Origin of the sequence: Mesorhizobium sp. M1329, from assembly GCF_040318035.1 — a bacterium.
Taxonomy (GTDB): domain Bacteria; phylum Pseudomonadota; class Alphaproteobacteria; order Rhizobiales; family Rhizobiaceae; genus Mesorhizobium.
In genome coordinates, this window is the sequence record NZ_JAMYLN010000016.1 from 15999 (window position 1) to 35163 (window position 19165).

The window sequence follows — 19165 nt, forward strand, 5'->3', positions numbered from 1 at the left end:
CACGCCCGGACAAGATCGTCGGGCGCAAAGGGCCGCTAGTTCCCCGCGCTGGCCATGCGCCGTCCTTTGATCGCCTTTTCCAGCCAGCCGATCTCCATTTCTGGCACCGACGACAGCAAAAGATCGGTGTAGGCATCGAAGGGTGGCGTCAGCACGGTGCTCTTGGCGCCGTAGCGCACCACTTCGCCGCGATACATCACCGCGATCGAATCGGCGATCGACTTCACTGTTGCGAGATCATGGGTGATGAACAGATAAGCGACGTTTTCCTCTTTCTGCAGCTCGAGCAGCAGCTCCAGTATGCCGTGGGCGACCAGCGGGTCGAGCGCTGAGGTCACCTCGTCGCAGATGATCAGCTTCGGTTTGGCGGCGAGCGAGCGGGCAATGCAGACGCGTTGCTTCTGGCCGCCCGAAAGCTCGGCCGGATAGCGGTCCACATAGCCTTTGCCCATTTCGATCTTGTCGAGCAGTTCGGCGACGCGTTTGTCGCGCTCGCGCCCGCGCATCCCAAAATAGAATTCCAGCGGCCGGCCGATGATAGTGCCGACCGTCTGCCGCGGGTTCATCGCCACATCGGCCATCTGGTAGATCATCTGCAGCTGGCGAAGATCCTCTTTCGGCCGGTCGGCAAGCCGGTTGGCGAGCGGACGCCCGTCGAAGGTGACGGTCCCCTGTTCGGGCGGCAAGAGGCCGGTGATGGCGCGCGCCAGCGTCGACTTGCCGGAACCGGACTCGCCGACCACAGCCAGCGTCTGGCCCGGGAAAATATCGACCGAGACGTTCTTCAGCACCTTGATGTGACTGCGGCCATAGGCGGCAGTGATGTTCTTGACCGACAGGAACGGGCGCGTGCCGGGCTTCTGCTCCTGGTGTTCGATCTCATGCACCGAAACCAGTGCGTTGGTGTATTCCTGGCGCGGCTCCTTGATGATCTGGCGCGTGCCGCCCCATTCGACCAGCCGGCCGTGGCGCAGCACCATGATCTCGTCCGAGACCTGGGCGACGACCGCAAGGTCATGGGTGATGTAGAGCGCCGCGACATGCGTGTCGCGGATGGCGTCCTTGATCGCCGCCAAGACGTCGATCTGCGTCGTCACGTCGAGCGCGGTGGTCGGCTCGTCGAAGACGATCAGGTCGGGCTCCGAGCACAGCGCCATTGCCGTCATCACGCGCTGCAGCTGACCGCCCGAGACCTGGTGGGGGAAGCGCTCGCCGATGCTTTCGGGGTTCGGCAGGCTGAGCTTCTTGAACAGCGCCACGGCGCGCTTTTCGGCTTCGGCCCGCGTCGCCGTGCCGTGCAGGAGTGCTGCCTCGACCACCTGGTCCATCAGCCTGTGCGCCGGATTGAAGGCCGCTGCCGCCGATTGCGCGACATAGCAGACCTCGCGGCCGCGCAATTTGCGGAACCCTTCGTTGCCGCCCTTCAGGATGTCGCGGCCATTGAGGATGACCTCGCCGCCGGTGATGCGCACGCCGCCGCGGCCGTAGCCCATCGACGACAGGCCGATGGTCGACTTGCCGGCGCCGGACTCGCCGATCAATCCGAGCACCTTGCCCTTTTCGAGCGTCAGCGAGACGTCGTGCACCAGCACGATGTTCTTCGGCGCCTCGCCCGGCGGATATACGGTGGCCTCGATGCGCAGATTGCGGATGTCGAGCAGCACGCCGGACTTCGGTTGCCCAGGCATCGGTTGCTTGTCAGCCATTACCCGCGTCCTCCCTTCAGGCTTGTCGTGCGGTTCAGCACCCAGTCGGCGACGAGATTGACTGAAATCGCCAGCGCTGCGATCGCCGCCGCCGGAATGAGGGCGGCGCCTATGCCGAAGACGATACCATCCTTGTTTTCCTTGACCATTCCGCCCCAATCGGCGTCCGGTGGCTGCACGCCAAGCCCGAGGAAGGACAGCGTCGACAGGAACAGCACGGCATAGATGAAGCGCAGGCCGAGTTCCGAAACCAGCGGCGACAGCGCATTGGGCAGGATTTCGCGGAAGATGATCCAGCCGCTGCCTTCGCCGCGCAATTTGGCCGCCTCGACGTAATCCATGACGTTGATGTCGACGGCGACCGCCCTCGACAGGCGGTAGACGCGGGTCGAATCCAGAACGCCCATGACCAGGATCAGCGTCACCAGATTGGATGGCAGCACCGAAAGCACGACAAGGGCCATGATCAGCGTCGGGATCGACATCAGGAGATCGACGAGACGCGACAGCAGCGTGTCGAACCAGCCGCCGAAAACCGCTGCCGAAAAGCCGAGAATGGCGCCGAGCGAGAACGACAGCGCGGTCGCCAGCACCGCGATGAAAAGGGTGATGCGGGCGCCGTAGATCATGCGCGACAACAGATCGCGGCCGAGATTGTCGGTGCCCAGCCAATGCGCCGCCGACATCGGTTCCCAAGGGACGTCGCTGACGATCTCGGCATTGCCGTGCGGCGCGATCCACGGCGCGAAAATCGCCGCCAGAACGAACAGCGCCGTCAGCACGATGCCGACCAACGCCGGGATGGGAATGCGTTTGATGACGAGCATACCCGACCCCTTCATTTCGGATGTCTGAGGCGCGGATTGGCGACGATCGCCGCTATGTCCGCGATGATGTTGAGGCTGATATAGACGGCGGCGAAGATCAGCCCGACCGCCTGCACCACCGGCACGTCACGCTTGGTGACGTGGTCGACGAGATATTGGCCCATACCCGGATAGACGAAGATGACTTCGACCACGACGACGCCGACGATGAGATAGGCGAGATTGAGCATGACGACGTTGATGATCGGCGCAATCGCATTGGGGAAGGCATGCCTGCGGATAACCGCGAAGGCCGAAAGCCCCTTGAGTTCGGCGGTTTCGACATAGGCCGACTGCATGACGTTGAGGATCGCGGCGCGCGTCATGCGCATCATATGGGCGAGCACCACCAGGGTCAGCGCCGCCGCCGGCAGTGCTATGGCCTGGATGCGTTCGCCGAACGGCATCCCGTCATAGACGGTGGAAATGGCGGGAAACCATTGATGTTGCACCGCGAAGAAAAAGACGAGCACATAGCCGACGAAGAATTCCGGGAAGGACGTCGAGGCCAGCGCCAGTCCCGAGATCAGCTTGTCGACCCAGCCATTGCGGTAGCGCACCGCGATCAGCCCGAGGATGATCGCCAGCGGCACCGCGACGACCGCCGCCCAGAAGGCGAGGAACAGCGTGTTCCACAGCCTTCCCTTGATAGAGGTTGCGATATCCTGACCGCTCGACATAGCCGTGCCGAGATCACCGGTCAGGATGCCGCCGAGCCAGCGAAAATAACGGATGTAAGCGGGATCATTGAGGCCGAGCTGCTCGCGCAGATTGGCGAGCGACTCCGGTGTCGCCGACTGCCCGAGAATGGCTTGCGCGACGTCGCCGGGCAGGATCTGGGTGCCGGCGAAGATCAGGACCGAAACGGCCAATAGAAGGATGATGCCCAGCGCAATGCGCTGGGCCACCAGTTTCACGATGGGTGAGGACATATCCGCAAGGCCGGGCTCAGGCTTCGAGCCAGCACTTCGCCAGTGCATATCCGTTCATCAACTCCTGATGCGGATCATCCACCCAGCCGGCAACCTTGGCGCCCGTCGCGTCGATGAACTGGTTGAACATCGGCAGGATCAGGCCGCCCTCGTCGCGCACCATTACGGCCATGTCGTGGTACATTGCCTTGCGCTTGGCCTCGTCGAGCTCGGCGCGGGCCGCCAGCACCATCTTGTCGAAATCCGGACGCTTGAACCGTGTGTCGTTCCAGTCGGCGGTCGACAGATAGGCGGTAGAGTACATCTGGTCCTGAGTCGAGCGGCCGCCCCAGTAGGAGGCGCAGAAGGGCTGCTTGTTCCAGACTTCCGACCAGTAGCCGTCGCCCGGTTCGCGCTTGATCTCCAGCTTGATGCCGGCCTTGGCCGCGCTTTGCTGGAACAGCTGTGCGGCGTCGACGGCACCGGGGAAGGCGACGTCCGACGTCCGGAGCAGGACGGCACCGTCATGGCCCGATTTCTTGTAGTGGAACTTGGCCTTGTCGGGATCGTATTTGCGCTGCTCGATCTCGGTGAATAGCGGGTACGATGCATTGATCGGGAAGTCGTTGCCGAGCGAGCCATAGCCACGCAGCACCTTGTTCAGCATTTCCTCGCGGTCGATCGCCAGCTTCAACGCCATCCGCAAGTCGTTGTTGTCGAACGGCGCGGTGTCGCAGTGCATGATGAAGACGTAGTGGCCGGGTCCAGAATGGTTGCGGATGGTGACGCCGGGCACGCGCTTGATCAGGTCGACGATCTTCGGCTCGACGCGGTTGATCATGTGGACCTGGCCGCCCTGCAGCGCCGCCGTACGCGCCGTGGCGTCGTTGATGACGATGATCTCTATCTGGTCGGCATGGCCCATCTTGTCGCCCTGCCAGTAATTGGCGAAGCGCTCGCCGCCGTGGCGCACGCCGGGCTCGTTGGTGGTGACCTTGTAAGGACCCGCCGAGATACCGGCATCGGCCTTGTCCTTGCCGCCGTTCGGCTGGATGATCAGGTGATAGTCGCTAAGCAGATAGGGCAAGTCGGCGTTTGGCTCCTTCAGCGTCAGCACCACTTCCTTGCCGCTGGCCTTGATGCTCTCGATGCCTTTCATGTAACCGAGCGCGCCGGACTTCGACTTCTCGTCCGAATGGCGTTCGAGGGTGGCGGCCACGTCCTCTGCGGTCACCTTCTTGCCGTTGTGGAACTCGACGCCATCGCGGATCTTCAGCGTCCAGGTCTTGGCGTCGTCCGACGAGCCGATCTCCTCGGCAATGCGGTTCTCGAGCTTGCCTTCGGGAGACAGTTCGACGATCAGTTCGCCCCACATCTTGCCGAAGGCGAACGGCACCTGCGTCATGAACAGCGCCGGATCGAGGCTGTTGGTGGATTCGCCACCGACCAGGCCGGCCTTGAGCGTGCCGCCCTTGACCGGACCCGCCGCGCGGGAAGCGCTGGAAAGCAGCGAATTGGCGAAGGTTGCGGTGACGCCGAGCGCTGCCGCCCGGCCGAGAAAATCGCGACGGCTCAGCTTGCCGGACGCAACGCGCCGGCTCAGATATTCCAGTTCGTTCGACATGTTAAGTTCCTCACTCTGTTGGTCCGACCTTATGGTCGTTTTTTCTCATTTCGATCGGGAGAATAATGACCGTAAGGGAAAGCGGTAAGCAAGACCGAATGCGACATGCCGTGGCGTAAATCGTGCGTCGCAATTGGACCAATCGCGATAAGCGCTCAAAGCAGTGCGCGCGGGATTTTCTCCTCGAAGTTGCGCTCGAAGACCAGTTTCTCGCCTTCATAGGCTTCAATTCTGGCGCTAACCATGAAGCTTTGCGAGTCGGAGCGCATTTCGGCGAAGGTTTCGGTGCGCACCGACCATCCATTTCGCGACAGCGTCTGGGTCCAATGCGTCTTGCCCGACGCTGACAGCGGATTGTCGGGATGGATCGACCATGTCTCTCTGGCGACGCTCCCATTGGCGAGGCCATGCTCCAGGTCGCGCACCTCACCAAAATCATCGACGATGGAAAGCGTGATCATTCCGGTCTTTTCGTCGCGGTCGACATGACGCTCGGAATTGGCGGCGCGGACCGTTTCGGTTGCCCAGGGCGTGGCGCCTTCGGGGGCGGGGAAGGTGACCTCGTCGCCTGTCAACGGCGGGCGCAGCGGCAGCATCAACGCCGCGGCCGACAATTCCAGCCGGACCGGCTCCGGCGACGGCCAGATCATCGGCCAATAACTGTTGGAGATGGCAACACGCAAGCGGTGGCCGGCCGGCACGCGATAGGCGCATTGGTCGAGCACCACCCGGGCGCTGACGGTTTCGCCGGGCACCAGCGCTTCGGGAAATTCATGCGAGTTGCGATGCGTCAGGTTGAGCACGCCGTAGGAGATCAGCTCCGACGCTCCGTCCGGATGGACGTCGCACAGCCGAACCGCGATGTTCGCCTGGCGCCGGTCCGACGAGACCCTGACCACAACTTCGGGAGCACCGACGATGTCAACCGCTTCGGTCAGCACCGGATGGTCGAAGCACACCGACAGTGCATCGTCGGGGCGCTGGTCACCCGGCAGTTCCGGGCCGAAGGTGAAGGGGAAATATTCGCCACCGGCAAGGCCGCAGCTTTGCGGCGAAGCGACGATAGCGTGGTTGCCTTCAGCGATAAGCTCAACTTCTTGCGTCTTGATGTTGGGTGACGGCCATTCTGATTCAGCGACCCAGCGGCCCGGCCGCTCGGGATGCCAGCGCGCCGGACGCACGCTGTCCATGACATAGGCGCGGTAGGCGGGGTCGGCCTCGACGCCGGTGTCGATGTCCTTGAGCCAGCGATCCCACCAGCGCAAGGCCTCCTGCAGGAAGCCGATGCGCGGTTCGGGCGCGGCATAATGCGGGTATTTGTGGATCCAGGGGCCGACGATGCCCTTGACCGGCGCCTCGATATTGGCGGCGAGATGGGAAATCGTATTGCGATAGCCGTCATGCCAGCCGCCGATCGACAGCACGGCGGCGTGGATGGCGGGATAGTCCTCGCAGATCGAGCCGCGCTTCCAATAGGCGTCGCGGTGCTGGTGCTTCAGCCACAGCGGCGCCAGGAAGGGCTGGTTCTCCAGCCGGGTCAGCCACAGGTCGCGCCATCTGTTGTCGCCGGCCAGCAACGGATCCGGCGGTCGCGACGAATAGGACAGCATGGTCGAGGCCCAGCCGAAATTCTCGATCAGCAGGCAGCCGCCCTTGTAATGGATGTCGTCGGCATAGCGGTCGACCGTCGAACAGAGACTGATGACCGCCTTCAGCGCCGCCGGCTGCTTGGCTGCTACCTGCAGGCAATTGAAGCCGCCCCACGAAATGCCCATCATACCGACATTGCCGTTGCACCAGGGCTGGGCCGCAGCCCAAGCGATGACATCGCAGGCGTCCTGCAGCTCTTGCTCGGAATATTCGTCGTCCATCAGCCCTTCGGAATCGCCATTGCCGCGCATGTCGACGCGGATCGAGGCGTAGCCATGGCCAGCGAAATAAGGATGCGTCAGCTGATCGCGATAGATCGTGCCGTCGCGCTTGCGGTAGGGCAGGTGCTCGAGGATCGCCGGCACTGGATCGTCGGCAGCATCGGCCGGCATCCACACCCGCGCCGATAGCCGGCAGCCGTCCGGCATGACGATCCCCATGTCCGGAAATTCAACGACCTTGCGGGGAAATTCAGTGACGGTTTTCATGCGGCCACATGATGGAGCCGCTGCCGATGCGTCGTGGGCCAGCCAACGAATTCGGCTGGTCAATCCGCGTCAACTCAGCGGAATGTCGTTGTCGGCCTTGCCAGCCTGGTAGGCGCCGGACAGTTCGTCGTAGCGCGCGGAGATTTTGCCGATCCGCGTTTCCAGTCGCAGGCGCTCGATCTCGGGCAGCGACCGCACCAATTTGCGGATCGAGAGGCTCTTCCAATAGGCGTTCTCGGCATTGTAGCCGCCGGGGTCGAGGGTGAAGACCTCCTTCAGGATCTTCAGATCGTGCGGGATGTCGAAGCTGTCGCGCGAATCCTCGTGGCTGAACAGATAGTAGAAATTGTCGAAGCCGGTCCAGGTGATCGCCGACAGGCAGAGCGAGCAAGGTTCGTGAGTGGCAAGAAAGATCGCATCCCTGGTATCGACGCGCTCGGCCTTCGGCATTTCGTAGAAGCGCTTCAGGCAATGCACCTCGCCGTGCCAGAGCGGGTTTTCTGTCTCATTGTTGGTTTCGGCCAGCACCAGCGAACGGTCGTCCTTGCGCAGGATCGCCGCGCCGAACAACTTGTTGCCATGCGCGACGCCTTCGACGGTCTTCGGCACGATGTCGTGCTCGATGACGTCGAGCAGGCGGTCGATCAGCGAAATGTCGGTCATCATCGGCTCCCATCGGGAAGATCGATCTCGTAGGCGTGCGAGAAATGGCACTCTTCGAGATTGGAGCCGTCGCCGCCACGATCGACGATCAGGAAGTCCTGCGGCTCGCCGATCGGCGTCAGCACGCCGTGCCACAAATTGCGCGGATAGTTGACACCTTGCCCGGGCGCAGTGATGAAGGCATGCGGCTCGCCCGGGCCTTCCTCGCCATCATGGCAGACGACGACTAGGAACGGCCGTGGTGACAGCGGGATGAAGGCCTGGCTGCCGAACGGATGGCGCTCCACCATGGTAAGCTTCAACGGCAGCTCATAGGGCGTGCCACGCACCATCGAGATCAGCACGCGCGCATTCGGCCCTCGTGCTTCCGCGGTGGCGAGGTCGTGGTAGCGCTCGGCCTTGCCGTCATTGATCGGATAATGGTTGTCGCCGCCCATATCGATAACGTCGCCGAATTCGGCGAAATTCTCGCGGGTCAGCGGCCGCGCGACGATGCGGGTCATGGTGTAGGTCTCGCGACGCCGGCGCTGCCAAGCTTGGCGTGGCGGTTGACGTCCTTGTAGAGGAGATAGCGGAATTTGCCTGGGCCGCCGGCATAACAAGCCTGCGGGCAGAAGGCGCGCAGCCACATATAGTCGCCAGCCTCGACTTCTACCCAGTCCTGGTTGAGACGATAGACCGCCTTGCCCTCCAGCACATAGAGCCCGTGCTCCATGACATGCGTTTCGGCGAAGGGAATGACCGCGCCCGGCTCGAGCGTGACGATGGTGACATGCATGTCGTGCCGCATGTCTTCAGGATCGACGAAGCGCGTCGTCGCCCATCGGCCTTCGGTACCCGGCATCGGGCTCGGCGCGATGTCGTGTTCGTTGGCGAAGAACGTTTGCGGCGTATCGATGCCGTCGACCGCATCATAAGCCTTGCGGATCCAGTGGAAGCGGACGGCGGCGCCGCTCTCATTGCGCACCGTCCACCCGCTCGCCGGCGGCAGGAAGGCAAAGCCGCCCGGCCTCAAGCTATGTTTCTTGCCGACAAGCGAAACGCTTAGCTCGCCTTCGACCACGAACAGCGCACCTTCAGCGGCGACGTCAAGCTCAGGGCGGTCGCTGCCGCCGCCAGGCGCGAGCTCGACGATATATTGCGAAAACGTCTCGGCAAAACCCGACAGCGGCCGCGACAGCACCCAGACGCGTGTCCCATCCCAGAACGGCAAGGCGCTGGTGACGATGTCCTGCATCACGCCTTTGGGGATGACGGCATAGGCCTGCGTGAATACGGCGCGGCCGGTCAGCAATTCGCTCTGGCCGGGATGTCCGCCCTGCGGCGCATAATAGGTTCGCTCGGCCATTTTCATCATATCCATAAATTCAAGCCTGTTGCGGAAGCCAGGGCCCATCGCGGCAGCCAAAGCCTATTGCGGAAGCATGTCCTTGAGACGAAGCAGCGCGATGCGCTCGACCTGTCTGCAGGCGGTTTCGAATTCGACATCGTGGCTGTTGCCAATACGCGCCTCGAACTCGGCCAGGATCTCCCCCTTGGTCTTGCCTTTCACCGCAATAATGAAGGGGAAACCGAAACTGGTGACGTAGGCGGCATTGAGTTTTGCGAACAGCTCGCGCTCCTTGTCGGTCAGCGCGTCGAGCCCGGCCGAAGCCTGTTCCCTCGACGATTCCGCCGTCAGCCGCCTGGCCTGCGCCAGTTTTCCGGCAAGATCGGGGTGGGCATTGAGCACGGAAAGCCGCTCGGCCTCGCTCGCCGCGCGAAAGACGCGGCAGAGCGCATTGTGCAGCCCGCCGGCACTGTCATGCGCCGGGCCGAGCTCCAGCTCATAGGCGCGCTCGGCAATCCACGGCGAATGCTCGAACACGCCGCCGAATGCCTGGACGAAGGCCTCGAATTCCATTTTCGACGGGCGCAGCGCCGGCAGCCGGAACGGATGCGTCTCCTGCCAGTGTTTTGCAATGTCGATGCGCCGTGCCAGCCAGACCTTGTCGTGCGATTTGACGTAGTCGATGAAGCGCTTCAGTGCCGCGACCCGGCCCGGCCGCCCAACCAGGCGGCAGTGCAGGCCGATATTCATCATGCGCGGCCGCCCTGCCTTGCCCTCGGCATAGAGCGTGTCGAAACTATCCCTGAGATAGGCAAAGAACTGGTCGCCCGAGTTGAAGCCCTGCGGCGTGGCAAAGCGCATGTCGTTGGCGTCGAGCGTATAGGGGATGACCAGCTGCGGCTTCGCCGACCCGTCCGGTGCCGCATGCTCGAACCAGTAAGGGAGTTCGTCGTCATAGGTGTCCGACACATAGTCGAAGCCGCCCTCCTCCGCCGCCAGCCGCACCGTGTTGATCGAGGTGCGGCCGGTGTACCACCCGGTCGGCCGCGCACCTGTGACCTCATAATGCAGCCGGATCGCCGCTTCCATGTCGCGGCGCTCGTCTTCTGGCGCGTGGTCGCGGTAGTCGATCCATTTCAGTCCGTGCGAGGCGATCTCCCAGCCGGCCTCCTGCATCGCCGCAACCTGATCGGGCGAACGCGCCAGGGCGGTGGCGACGCCGTAACAGGTGATCGGCACTTGCGCCTCGCTGAACAGGCGCAGCAATCGCCAGAAGCCGGCGCGGGCGCCGTATTCGTAGATCGATTCCATGTTCCAGTGACGCTGGCCGGGCCAGGGCGCGGCGCCGACGATCTCCGACAGGAAAGCCTCCGAAGCCTTGTCGCCGTGCAGGACGCAATTCTCGCCGCCCTCCTCGTAATTGACGACGAACTGCACCGCGACATGCGCCCCGCCGGGCCATTTCGGATCGGGCGGATTGGCTCCGTAGCCGCGCATATCTCGTTCGTAACGCATTCTCGCTCCTGCCGGAAAGTGTGATCAGGATAGTCGAAAGGAGTGTCTGCGCATTCCCCCGAAATTTTTGAAAGTGTTTTTGTCGCGCTCCGCTCGACCGGGACTTATGCATCGCCTTTAATTGGCGCACAATTCATGAATAGTGTTCGACTGTGCAGGGAATGGAGCAGCCAGTGGCGGAAACGTCGAAAGCCGAAGGCGGGCGCCTGACGACCCACGTCCTCGACACCGCAGCCGGCAAGCCGGCGGCCGGTCTGTCGATCGAACTCTATCATCTTGACGGTCAGGCCCGGACGCATCTGAAGACGGTCGTCACCAATGATGACGGCCGTTGCGATGCTCCGCTGCTTGCTGGCGCGGAATTCCGTACCGGCGAATACGAGCTGATCTTTGCGGCCGGCGATTATCTGCGCCGGCAAGGGACAAAACTGCCAGAACCGGCCTTCCTCGACCATGTGCCGATCCGCTTCGGCATGGCCGAGCCGACGCACTATCATGTGCCGCTGCTTCTGTCGCCGTACGGTTATTCGACTTACCGGGGAAGCTGAGATGGCCGGGATCAAGACACGCAACGAAATCCGCTTCATCCTCAATGGCGAGGACGTCGCGCTCGGCACGGTTGCACCCGACCAGACACTGCTCGATTGGCTGCGGCTCGACCGCTCGCTGCGCGGCACCAAGGAAGGTTGCGCCGAGGGCGACTGCGGCGCCTGCACGGTGCTGGTCGGCAGGCTCTCCGGTGGAACACTGGTCTATGAAAGCGTCAATGCCTGCATCCGTTTCCTTGGCTCGCTGGACGGCACGCATGTCGTGACCGTCGAGCATTTGCGCGGCGACGCAGGAAAACTGCACCCCGTGCAGCAGGCGATGGTCGATTTCCACGGCTCGCAATGCGGCTTCTGCACGCCGGGTTTCGTCATGTCGCTTTATGCGCTGTGGATGCGGTCGCCGGAGCCGTCGGACGCCGCCATTGAAAAGGCGCTGCAAGGCAATCTCTGCCGCTGCACCGGCTACGAGGCGATCATGCGCGCCGCACGTGCCATCTCCAGCTACGGCAAGGCTGCCAAGGACCCGCTGGCGGCGGAGCGCAAGGCAGTCACGGCCAAGCTGGAAGCGATGAAGGACGGTTCGCGCATCGAGATCGGCTCCGGCAATAAGCGGCTGATCGTGCCGGCCAATGCTGACGATCTGGCCAGCGTGCTGGTCAAGGAGCCGGGCGCCACTATCGTCGCGGGTTCGACCGATGTCGGCCTTTGGGTTACCAAGCACATGCGCGATATTGCGCCGGCGGTTTTCATCGGCAATCTCGACGGTCTGTGCGGGATTTCCGAGGACAAGGGCGTCATCTCGATCGGCGCCGGTGTCACCTATAGCGAAGCCTTCGCGACGCTGGCGAAGCGCATCCCGGCGCTCGGCCCGCTGTTCGACCGCATCGGCGGCGACCAGGTGCGCAACATGGGCACCATCGGCGGCAATATCGCCAATGGCTCGCCGATCGGCGACACGCCGCCGCCGTTGATCGCACTCGGTGCCCGCCTGACGCTGCGCCGCGGCGACAAGCGGCGGACGATCCCGCTCGAGGAGTTTTTCATCGCCTATGGCAAGCAGGACCGGCAGCCCGGCGAATTCGTCGAGGCCGTGCATGTTCCGGTGCCGGGCAGCGAGACGAAATTTGCCGTCTACAAGATCACCAAGCGCCGCGACGAAGACATAACAGCAGCGCTAGGCGCGTTTTTCCTGAAGCTCGCCGGTGATGGCAAGGTGGCGGGCGTGCGCATCGCCTATGGCGGCATGGCGGCAACGCCGAAGCGAGCCTTTGGCGTCGAAAAGGCATTGCTTGGCAAGCCCTGGACGGAAGCGACGGTGGAGGCGGCGATGGCCGCGTACTCCGGCGATTTCACCCCGCTGACCGACATGCGGGCAAGCGCCGAATACCGGGCGCTGGCGGCGCGCAACCTGCTGCTGCGCTTCTTTGCCGAAACCACCGGTACCCGGGCGCCGATCCAGGTATCACGGCACGAGGCGGCATGATGAACAAGCACGCCACCCCAAACCTGAAGGCGCAAAAAATCGCCGGCGGCGTCGCAACCGACCAGCGCCATGATTCCGCGCACAAGCATGTCAGTGGCACGGCCGTCTATATCGACGACATGCCGGAACCGGCCGGCACGCTGCACGGCTGCCTTGGGCTTTCGACGGCGACGCATGCCACCATCACCAGCATGGACCTTTCGGCGGTGCGCGCCGCACCCGGCGTCATCGATGTGCTGACGGCGAGCGACGTGCCAGGCGAGAACGACATTTCGCCGACCGGCCGTCACGACGAGCCGGTGCTGGCCGACGGCAAGGTGCAATTTTTCGGTCAGCCGATCTTCTGCGTCATCGCTGAAACCCGCGAGCAGGCGCGCCGTGCAACGAGGCTGGCCAAGGTCGAATACAAGGAATTGCCGTTCGTCGCCGATGTCGCCGAGCTCGATCCCCGGAAAGACAAGCTGGTCACGCCGCCGCTGACGTTGAAGCGGGGTGATGCAGCGGCTGCGATCAATGCGGCGCCGCGCCGGCTGAAGGGAAAAATGCGCATCGGTGGCCAGGAGCATTTCTATCTCGAAGGCCATATCGCCTTGGCCATTCCTGGCGAGGACCACGACGTCACCATCTATTCCTCGACCCAGCACCCGAGCGAAATCCAGCACATGGTCAGCCACGCGCTCGGTGTGCCGAGCCACGCGGTGACGGTGGAAATCCGCCGGATGGGCGGCGCTTTCGGTGGCAAGGAAACGCAAGGCAATCAGTTTGCGGCATTGGCTGCTGTCGCCGCGAAGAAACATCATCGGGCCGTGAAAATCCGGCCCGACCGCGACGACGACATGATCGCCACCGGCAAACGCCACGATTTCCTCGTCGACTACGAGGTCGGCTTCGACGACGAGGGCAATATTCTGGGCGTAGATTTCATGTTCGCGGCGCGCTGCGGCTTCTCGGCCGACCTCTCCGGCCCGGTCACCGACCGCGCCCTGTTCCATTGCGACAACACCTATTTCTGGCCGGCGGTGCACGCGCAATCGGCGCCGCTCTACACCAATACCGTATCGAACACCGCCTTTCGCGGCTTCGGCGGTCCGCAAGGCATGGTCGGCGCCGAGCGCGTCATCGACGAAGTCGCGTTTGCCGTCGGCAAGGACCCGCTCGAAATCCGCAAGAAGAATTTCTACGGCACCAGCGACCGCAACATCACGCCCTACCACCAGACGGTCGAGGACAACATCATCCAGCGCATCGTCGCCGAGCTGGAGGCGAGTTCCGACTATGCGAGGCGCCGCCGCACCATCGATGCTTTCAATGCCAACAGCCGCTTCATCAAGCGCGGACTGGCGCTGACGCCGGTCAAGTTCGGCATCTCGTTCACCGCCACTCATTACAACCAGGCCGGCGCGCTGGTGCATGTCTATACCGACGGTTCGGTGCATCTGAACCACGGCGGCACCGAGATGGGGCAGGGCCTCTATGTCAAGGTGGCGCAGGTCGTGGCGGAAGAGTTCCAGATCGACCTCGATCAGGTCAAGATCACCGCGACGACGACCGGCAAGGTGCCGAATACCTCGGCCACCGCCGCGTCTTCCGGCTCCGACCTCAACGGCATGGCGGCGCAGAATGCCGCCCGCCAGATCAAGGACCGGTTGATCAATTTCGCCGTCGAGAGATACCAGGTGCCGCGCGATCAGGTGCTGTTCTTGCCCAACCGCGTGCGCATCGGCAACCAGGAGATCGCCTTCGCCGATCTCGTCAGGCAGGCCTATATGGCGCGCATCCAGCTTTCGGCGGCGGGTTTCTACAAGACGCCGAAAATCCATTGGGACCGCGACAAGGGCGAGGGCCATCCCTTCTATTATTTCGCCTATGGCGCCGCGTGCTCGGAAGTCTCTGTCGATACGCTGACCGGCGAATATATAGTCGAGCGCACCGACATCCTGCACGAAACCGGCCGCTCGCTGAATCGCGCCATCGACCTCGGCCAGATCGAGGGCGGTTTCATCCAGGGTATGGGTTGGCTGACGACGGAGGAACTGTGGTGGGACGACAAGGGGCGGCTGCGCACCCACGCGCCGTCGACCTACAAGATCCCGCTCGCGTCGGACCGGCCGAAGATTTTTAACGTGACTTTGGCCGCCTGGGCGCAAGCGGGCGAGCCGACGGTGCACCGCTCCAAGGCGGTCGGCGAGCCGCCCTTTCCGCTCGCAATGTCGGTGCTGCATGCCCTATCGGACGCTGTGGCGAGCGTTGCCGGCCACAAGATCTGCCCGCGCCTCGACCCGCCGGCCACGCCGGAGCGTGTGCTGATGGCGATCGAACGGCTGAAGCGGGAAGCCAGGACCGGCACTTGAATCCCGGAAAACGTGCAATTCAGGCCGAAAAACGCTATATTTCCCAATAGGGAACGCGAATGATGGACGCGAAAGTGCAGAGCCTGAAAGCCTTTCTTGCCGGTGCCGGCCAGGTCGCCTTGGTTGAGGTGGCCGGGACAAAAGGTTCGACGCCGCGCGAAACGGGTGCCTTCATGCTCGTCTCAGGATCGGCCACTTTCGGCACGATCGGCGGCGGCCAGCTCGAATATATGGCGATCGACAAAGCGCGGCAGATGCTTTTCTCCCCCCTTGAGGGGGACATGGCCGCGGAGCGGCCAGAGGGGGTCGTCTCAGAAGGTACCGCCAGCGCGTCGAGCACTGCCGCGGCGACCCCACCCGGCGGCTTCGCCGCCACCCTCCCCTCAAGAGGGAGGGATATCCGCGCCACGCTCGACATCGCGCTCGGGCCGGAGATCGGCCAATGCTGCGGCGGCAGGGTCGAGCTGCTGATCCGGCTGGTCAACGCCGCGCATGAGGCCAAGCTTGTTGCGGAGGCGGAGGCCGAGGAGGCGCAACTGCCGCATGTCTACATCTTCGGCGGCGGCCATGTCGGCCATGCGCTGGCCTCGGCGGTGGCTTTGCTGCCGGTACGTGTCGTCGTTGTCGAGACGCGAGCCGAGGCGCTGGGGGGCATGCCGGATACGGTCGAAACCAAGCTGACGCCGATGCCTGAGGCAATGGTGCGCGAAGCCCCGGCTGGATCCGCCTTCGTCGTCCTTACCCACGACCATGCGCTGGACTTCCTGATCGTCGCCGAGGCGCTGAAACGCCGCGATGCCGCCTATGTCGGCATGATCGGCTCCAGAACCAAGAAGGCGACGTTCCGGAACTGGTTCCTGAAATCGGCGGACGGAGGCGAGGCGGAATTTGCCCGCCTCGTCTCGCCGATCGGCGGCGGTGCCGTCAAGGACAAGCGCCCGCAAGTGATCGCCGCACTCGCCGCAGCCGAAATCATGACGGCGTTGGCGGCCCACGGGATAACACCGGCAGCTCCGTCCAAAGCCCGTCGCGGCAAGGCGATGGCCGGCTGACGTTCCTTCTATTCCTTCTCCTGCGTGTGCGCCTCCAGGAACCACAGCAATTTGTCGAGCGAGCGCGAATAGGCGGTGAAGATGTCGGCGGTGTCGGCGTCACCCGCGCCAGCCGCTTCGTCGATTGCCGCGCGTGCCCGCTTGGCGGTTGCGGCATACCGGTCGATCAGCGCCGCCAGGTGATCCCGGGTCTTGTGGATGTCGGTCGGATAGGCCTCGAGCATAGTCGCCTTCGAGACCTCCTGCGAGGTGCCGAGCGCCGTGCCGCCGAGCTGTACGGCGCGCTCGGCAATGGTGTCGACATGGCCGTCGATCTCCTCGCGGAACGTGTCGAGCATCTCGTGAATGGCGATGAATTGCGGTCCCTTGACGTTCCAGTGCGCCTGCTTGGTGATCAAGGCCAGATCGATGGCGTCGGCGAGGCGGGCATTGAGAAGGTCGATACACTCTTTCTTGGCATTGGATTGCAGGTCGTTGCGGGTGGCGATGGCATCCATGATCGGCTCCTGTGGCGGTGCGTCCGCGTGGTTTGAAGAGGGCGAAGTTTGGGATGGTCAAATCGAATATGCGCGCAGACGCCCTCATCGCCGCGGCACAGCATCCCAAAACGGCGATCTCCGACTTTCGTTCCGCTCGTCGTTTACGCCGGCCTTTTCAAGCCCAGATGGTCGCGCAGCGTGCTGCCTTCATAATCCTTCCGGAACAGCCCGCGCCGCTGCAGCTCCGGCACGACGAGTGTGGCAAAGGCATCGAGTTCGCCGGGAAAATAGGATGGCATGACGTTGAAACCGTCTGCCGCGCCGCCCTCGAAGCGTGCCTCGAGCTCGTCGGCGATCTGGGCCGGCGTTCCGACGACGCGCCAATGGCCGCGCGCGCCGGCGAAATGACGGGCAAGCTGGCGAATGGACAGCTTGTTGCGGCGTGATTGCTCGATGACCAGCGCCTGCCGGCTCTGCATGCCTTCGCTGGCCGGCAGCTCGGGCAGCGGTCCGTCGATGGGATAGCGCGCGAGATCGGATATGCTGAGATAGCTGGAAAGCAGCGCGACTCCGACATCGTCCGGTATCAGCTCCTGCAGTTCATCATGTTTTGCCCGGGCTTCCGCTTCGCTTGCCGCGACGACCGGCGCGACACCGGGCATGATCTTGACGTCCTCCGGCTCGCGCCCATGGGCCGCCAGCCGTCCCTTGAGGTCGTCGTAGAAGGCCTTCGCCTCCTCGAATGTCTGCGCCGCCGTGAACACCACGTCGGCGGTCCGGGCGGCGAGATCGCGGCCCTCGTCCGACGCTCCTGCCTGAACCATGACCGGCGCACCTTGTGGCGAGCGCGGCAGATCGAGCGGGTCGCGCACCGAAAAACTTCTGCCTTCGTGTCCACCCTGGCCTCGCCAAAGGCCGGTAACCACGGCAGCGAATTCGCGCGCGCGTTCGTAACGGTCCGCATGTGGGCGCAGTCCGGTCGAGCCGAAATTGGCGGCCTCGATCTGGCTCGCCGAAGTGACGAGGTTCCAGCCGGCTCGGCCACCGCTCAGATGGTCGAGCGACAGGAAGGTCCGCGCCAGTCCGTAAGGCTCGTTATAGCTCGTCGACGCCGTGGAGACGAGGCCGATGCGCTCCGTCTGGACGGCGAGCGCGGCAAGCAGGCTGATCGGCTCGAAGCCGATCGAGCGCGACGTTTGGCTGGCGATGTCGACATTGGCCTCGCGCACGCCGGCGGCGTCCTCGCAGAAGATCATGTCGAACTTGGCTGCTTCCGCCGTCCGCGCCAGCTGGACGTAGTGGTCGATGTCTATGCCGGCCGTGACATGCGCCTGCGGGTGGCGCCAGGCGGCGATATGGTGGCCCGTCGCCCACAGGAAGGCGCCGAGCTTCATCTGGCCTCGACCGGCGCTCATTGCCGATCCTGACCTGCAAGCCCGAGATGGGCACGCAGTGTCGCCGCGCTGTAGCCCGACCGGACAAGGCCGCGGCGGCGAAGCTCCGGCAGCACGAGACCGACGAAATCGTCGAGCGCCGACGTGAGCGGCGTGGCGATGTTGAAACCGTCGCAGGCTTTCGAGCGAAAGCACTCTTCGAGCCTGTCCGCAAACAGGTCCGGTGCGGCGGTTATTTCGGCGCTGACGGTAACGTTCATCAGCACTTTCAGCGCCTCCGGCCCGCGCCCGAAGGCAAGCGCACGGCGCTTCAGATCGCCAGCCTTCGCCGGCCCGATCGATGGCTCATCCAGCAGGACGACATCGGCGCTGCGGGCGGCGATAGCCATGTCGGGCTCGGACAGGCCGGACACGACCAGCACCGGCGTGTCCTGCGGCGACCGCGCCACGTTGAGCGGCCCGCGCACGGAAAAATATTCGCCCTTGTGGTCGAGAACGTGCATCTTCTCGGGATCGAAGAAGCGGCCGCCAACTTTGTCGAACAGCAGCACGTCTGCGTCCCAGCCGTTCCACAGGCCTTGCACGATGCCGATGAATTCATCGGCGCGCAGGCGGAAATCGTCGCCGGAAAACCCTTCCGGTCGGCTGAAATTGGCCGCCTCGCGCGGGTCGGGCATCATACTCGCGTTCCAGCCGGCGCGGCCATGGCTGATAATATCGAGCGAAGCGAAACGGCGCGCGAGATTGTAGGGCTGGTGGGCGACCGTCGAGGCCGCGGCGACGAGGCCGATCCTGCTTGTCACCGTCGCCAGGGCCGCCGCCAAGGTCGTTGCTTCGAAGCGCATTTGCCGGTTCAGCCCGCCTGCAACCGGCGCGGAATCGCCGAGCAACACCATGTCCAGACCGGCCGCTTCGGCTTCTTGCACGAACCGCATCAGCAGACTGAAGTCCGGGCCGGCGTCGGGCGGATGGGAAGGGGCGGCTTCCGGAGACAGTGAAACGGCGAGACACATTGTGGCGCCGTTGGCCATCGCTTTTCCCTGTTGAGCGAAATTCCTTGGGAATTATCTCGTCGGCTGGACGGAAAGCAACCGGCCAGCCGACG

The 19165-nt window shown here is 63.7% G+C and carries 16 protein-coding genes; 4 read left to right on the forward strand and 12 right to left on the reverse strand.

The genetic code is table 11. The annotated features are described in order from the left end of the window. Positions 1-35: 35 nt before the first annotated feature. From NKH21_RS17655 to puuE, 9 genes are all read right to left on the reverse strand, one after another. On the reverse strand, positions 36-1706 hold the full coding sequence (locus NKH21_RS17655; protein ID WP_352866485.1) for an ABC transporter ATP-binding protein: 1671 nt from the start codon (positions 1704-1706) through the stop codon (positions 36-38). Beyond that, positions 1706-2533: an ABC transporter permease gene (locus NKH21_RS17660; RefSeq protein WP_352469848.1), complete on the reverse strand. Its 828-nt coding sequence runs from the start codon at positions 2531-2533 to the stop codon at positions 1706-1708. Before NKH21_RS17660 ends, NKH21_RS17655 begins: the two co-directional genes overlap by 1 nt. Before the next feature lie 11 nt (positions 2534-2544). Beyond that, positions 2545-3504, reverse strand: a complete 960-nt coding sequence (locus NKH21_RS17665; protein ID WP_023718086.1) for an ABC transporter permease — start codon at positions 3502-3504, stop codon at positions 2545-2547. A 16-nt stretch (positions 3505-3520) separates the two neighbouring features. Beyond that, positions 3521-5107 carry an ABC transporter substrate-binding protein gene (locus NKH21_RS17670; RefSeq protein ID WP_254816007.1) on the reverse strand — a complete coding sequence of 529 codons (1587 nt, stop codon included), beginning with the start codon at positions 5105-5107 and terminating at the stop codon, positions 3521-3523. Positions 5108-5262: 155 nt separating this feature from the next. Then, positions 5263-7245: a CocE/NonD family hydrolase gene (locus tag NKH21_RS17675; protein WP_352866489.1), complete on the reverse strand. Its 1983-nt coding sequence runs from the start codon at positions 7243-7245 to the stop codon at positions 5263-5265. Positions 7246-7314: 69 nt separating this feature from the next. Then, positions 7315-7908: a nucleoside deaminase gene (locus NKH21_RS17680; protein ID WP_352667433.1), complete on the reverse strand. Its 594-nt coding sequence runs from the start codon at positions 7906-7908 to the stop codon at positions 7315-7317. Then, positions 7908-8411 carry an ureidoglycolate lyase gene (locus NKH21_RS17685; protein WP_352866491.1) on the reverse strand — a complete coding sequence of 168 codons (504 nt, stop codon included), beginning with the start codon at positions 8409-8411 and terminating at the stop codon, positions 7908-7910. Before NKH21_RS17685 ends, NKH21_RS17680 begins: the two co-directional genes overlap by 1 nt. Beyond that, on the reverse strand, positions 8408-9256 hold the full coding sequence (locus NKH21_RS17690; protein ID WP_502911898.1) for a bifunctional allantoicase/(S)-ureidoglycine aminohydrolase: 849 nt from the start codon (positions 9254-9256) through the stop codon (positions 8408-8410). Before NKH21_RS17690 ends, NKH21_RS17685 begins: the two co-directional genes overlap by 4 nt. 63 nt (positions 9257-9319) lie before the next feature. Next, positions 9320-10753 carry an allantoinase PuuE gene (puuE, locus tag NKH21_RS17695; RefSeq protein ID WP_352866497.1) on the reverse strand — a complete coding sequence of 478 codons (1434 nt, stop codon included), beginning with the start codon at positions 10751-10753 and terminating at the stop codon, positions 9320-9322. A gap of 173 nt (positions 10754-10926) precedes the next feature. Between puuE and uraH the strand changes: the two genes are divergently transcribed. The 4 genes from uraH to xdhC all read left to right on the forward strand — a co-directional run bounded on the left by uraH (position 10927) and on the right by xdhC (position 16187). Beyond that, positions 10927-11301 (forward strand): hydroxyisourate hydrolase, encoded by a 375-nt coding sequence (gene uraH / locus NKH21_RS17700; protein WP_352866499.1) that lies wholly within the window; start codon positions 10927-10929, stop codon positions 11299-11301. A gap of 1 nt (position 11302) precedes the next feature. Beyond that, positions 11303-12784 (forward strand): xanthine dehydrogenase small subunit, encoded by a 1482-nt coding sequence (gene xdhA / locus NKH21_RS17705; protein ID WP_352866501.1) that lies wholly within the window; start codon positions 11303-11305, stop codon positions 12782-12784. Continuing rightward, the gene (xdhB, locus tag NKH21_RS17710; RefSeq protein WP_352866666.1) at positions 12784-15135 is read left to right on the forward strand and encodes a xanthine dehydrogenase molybdopterin binding subunit; all 2352 of its coding nucleotides are present in this window, start codon (positions 12784-12786) and stop codon (positions 15133-15135) included. The genes xdhA and xdhB overlap by 1 nt, the downstream gene beginning before the upstream one ends. A gap of 62 nt (positions 15136-15197) precedes the next feature. Beyond that, complete coding sequence (gene xdhC, locus NKH21_RS17715) at positions 15198-16187, forward strand: xanthine dehydrogenase accessory protein XdhC (RefSeq protein ID WP_352866668.1); 990 nt, start codon at positions 15198-15200, stop codon at positions 16185-16187. Positions 16188-16195: 8 nt separating this feature from the next. Here the strand turns inward: xdhC and dps are convergent, their stop codons facing one another. From dps to NKH21_RS17730, 3 genes are all read right to left on the reverse strand, one after another. Next, positions 16196-16684, reverse strand: coding sequence for a DNA starvation/stationary phase protection protein Dps (gene dps / locus NKH21_RS17720; protein ID WP_023676226.1), 489 nt, complete (start codon positions 16682-16684; stop codon positions 16196-16198). A gap of 143 nt (positions 16685-16827) precedes the next feature. After that, positions 16828-18081, reverse strand: a complete 1254-nt coding sequence (locus NKH21_RS17725) for an LLM class flavin-dependent oxidoreductase (RefSeq protein WP_352866503.1) — start codon at positions 18079-18081, stop codon at positions 16828-16830. Beyond that, positions 18078-19091, reverse strand: a complete 1014-nt coding sequence (locus tag NKH21_RS17730; RefSeq protein WP_352866505.1) for an LLM class flavin-dependent oxidoreductase — start codon at positions 19089-19091, stop codon at positions 18078-18080. Before NKH21_RS17730 ends, NKH21_RS17725 begins: the two co-directional genes overlap by 4 nt. Positions 19092-19165: the final 74 nt, after the last annotated feature.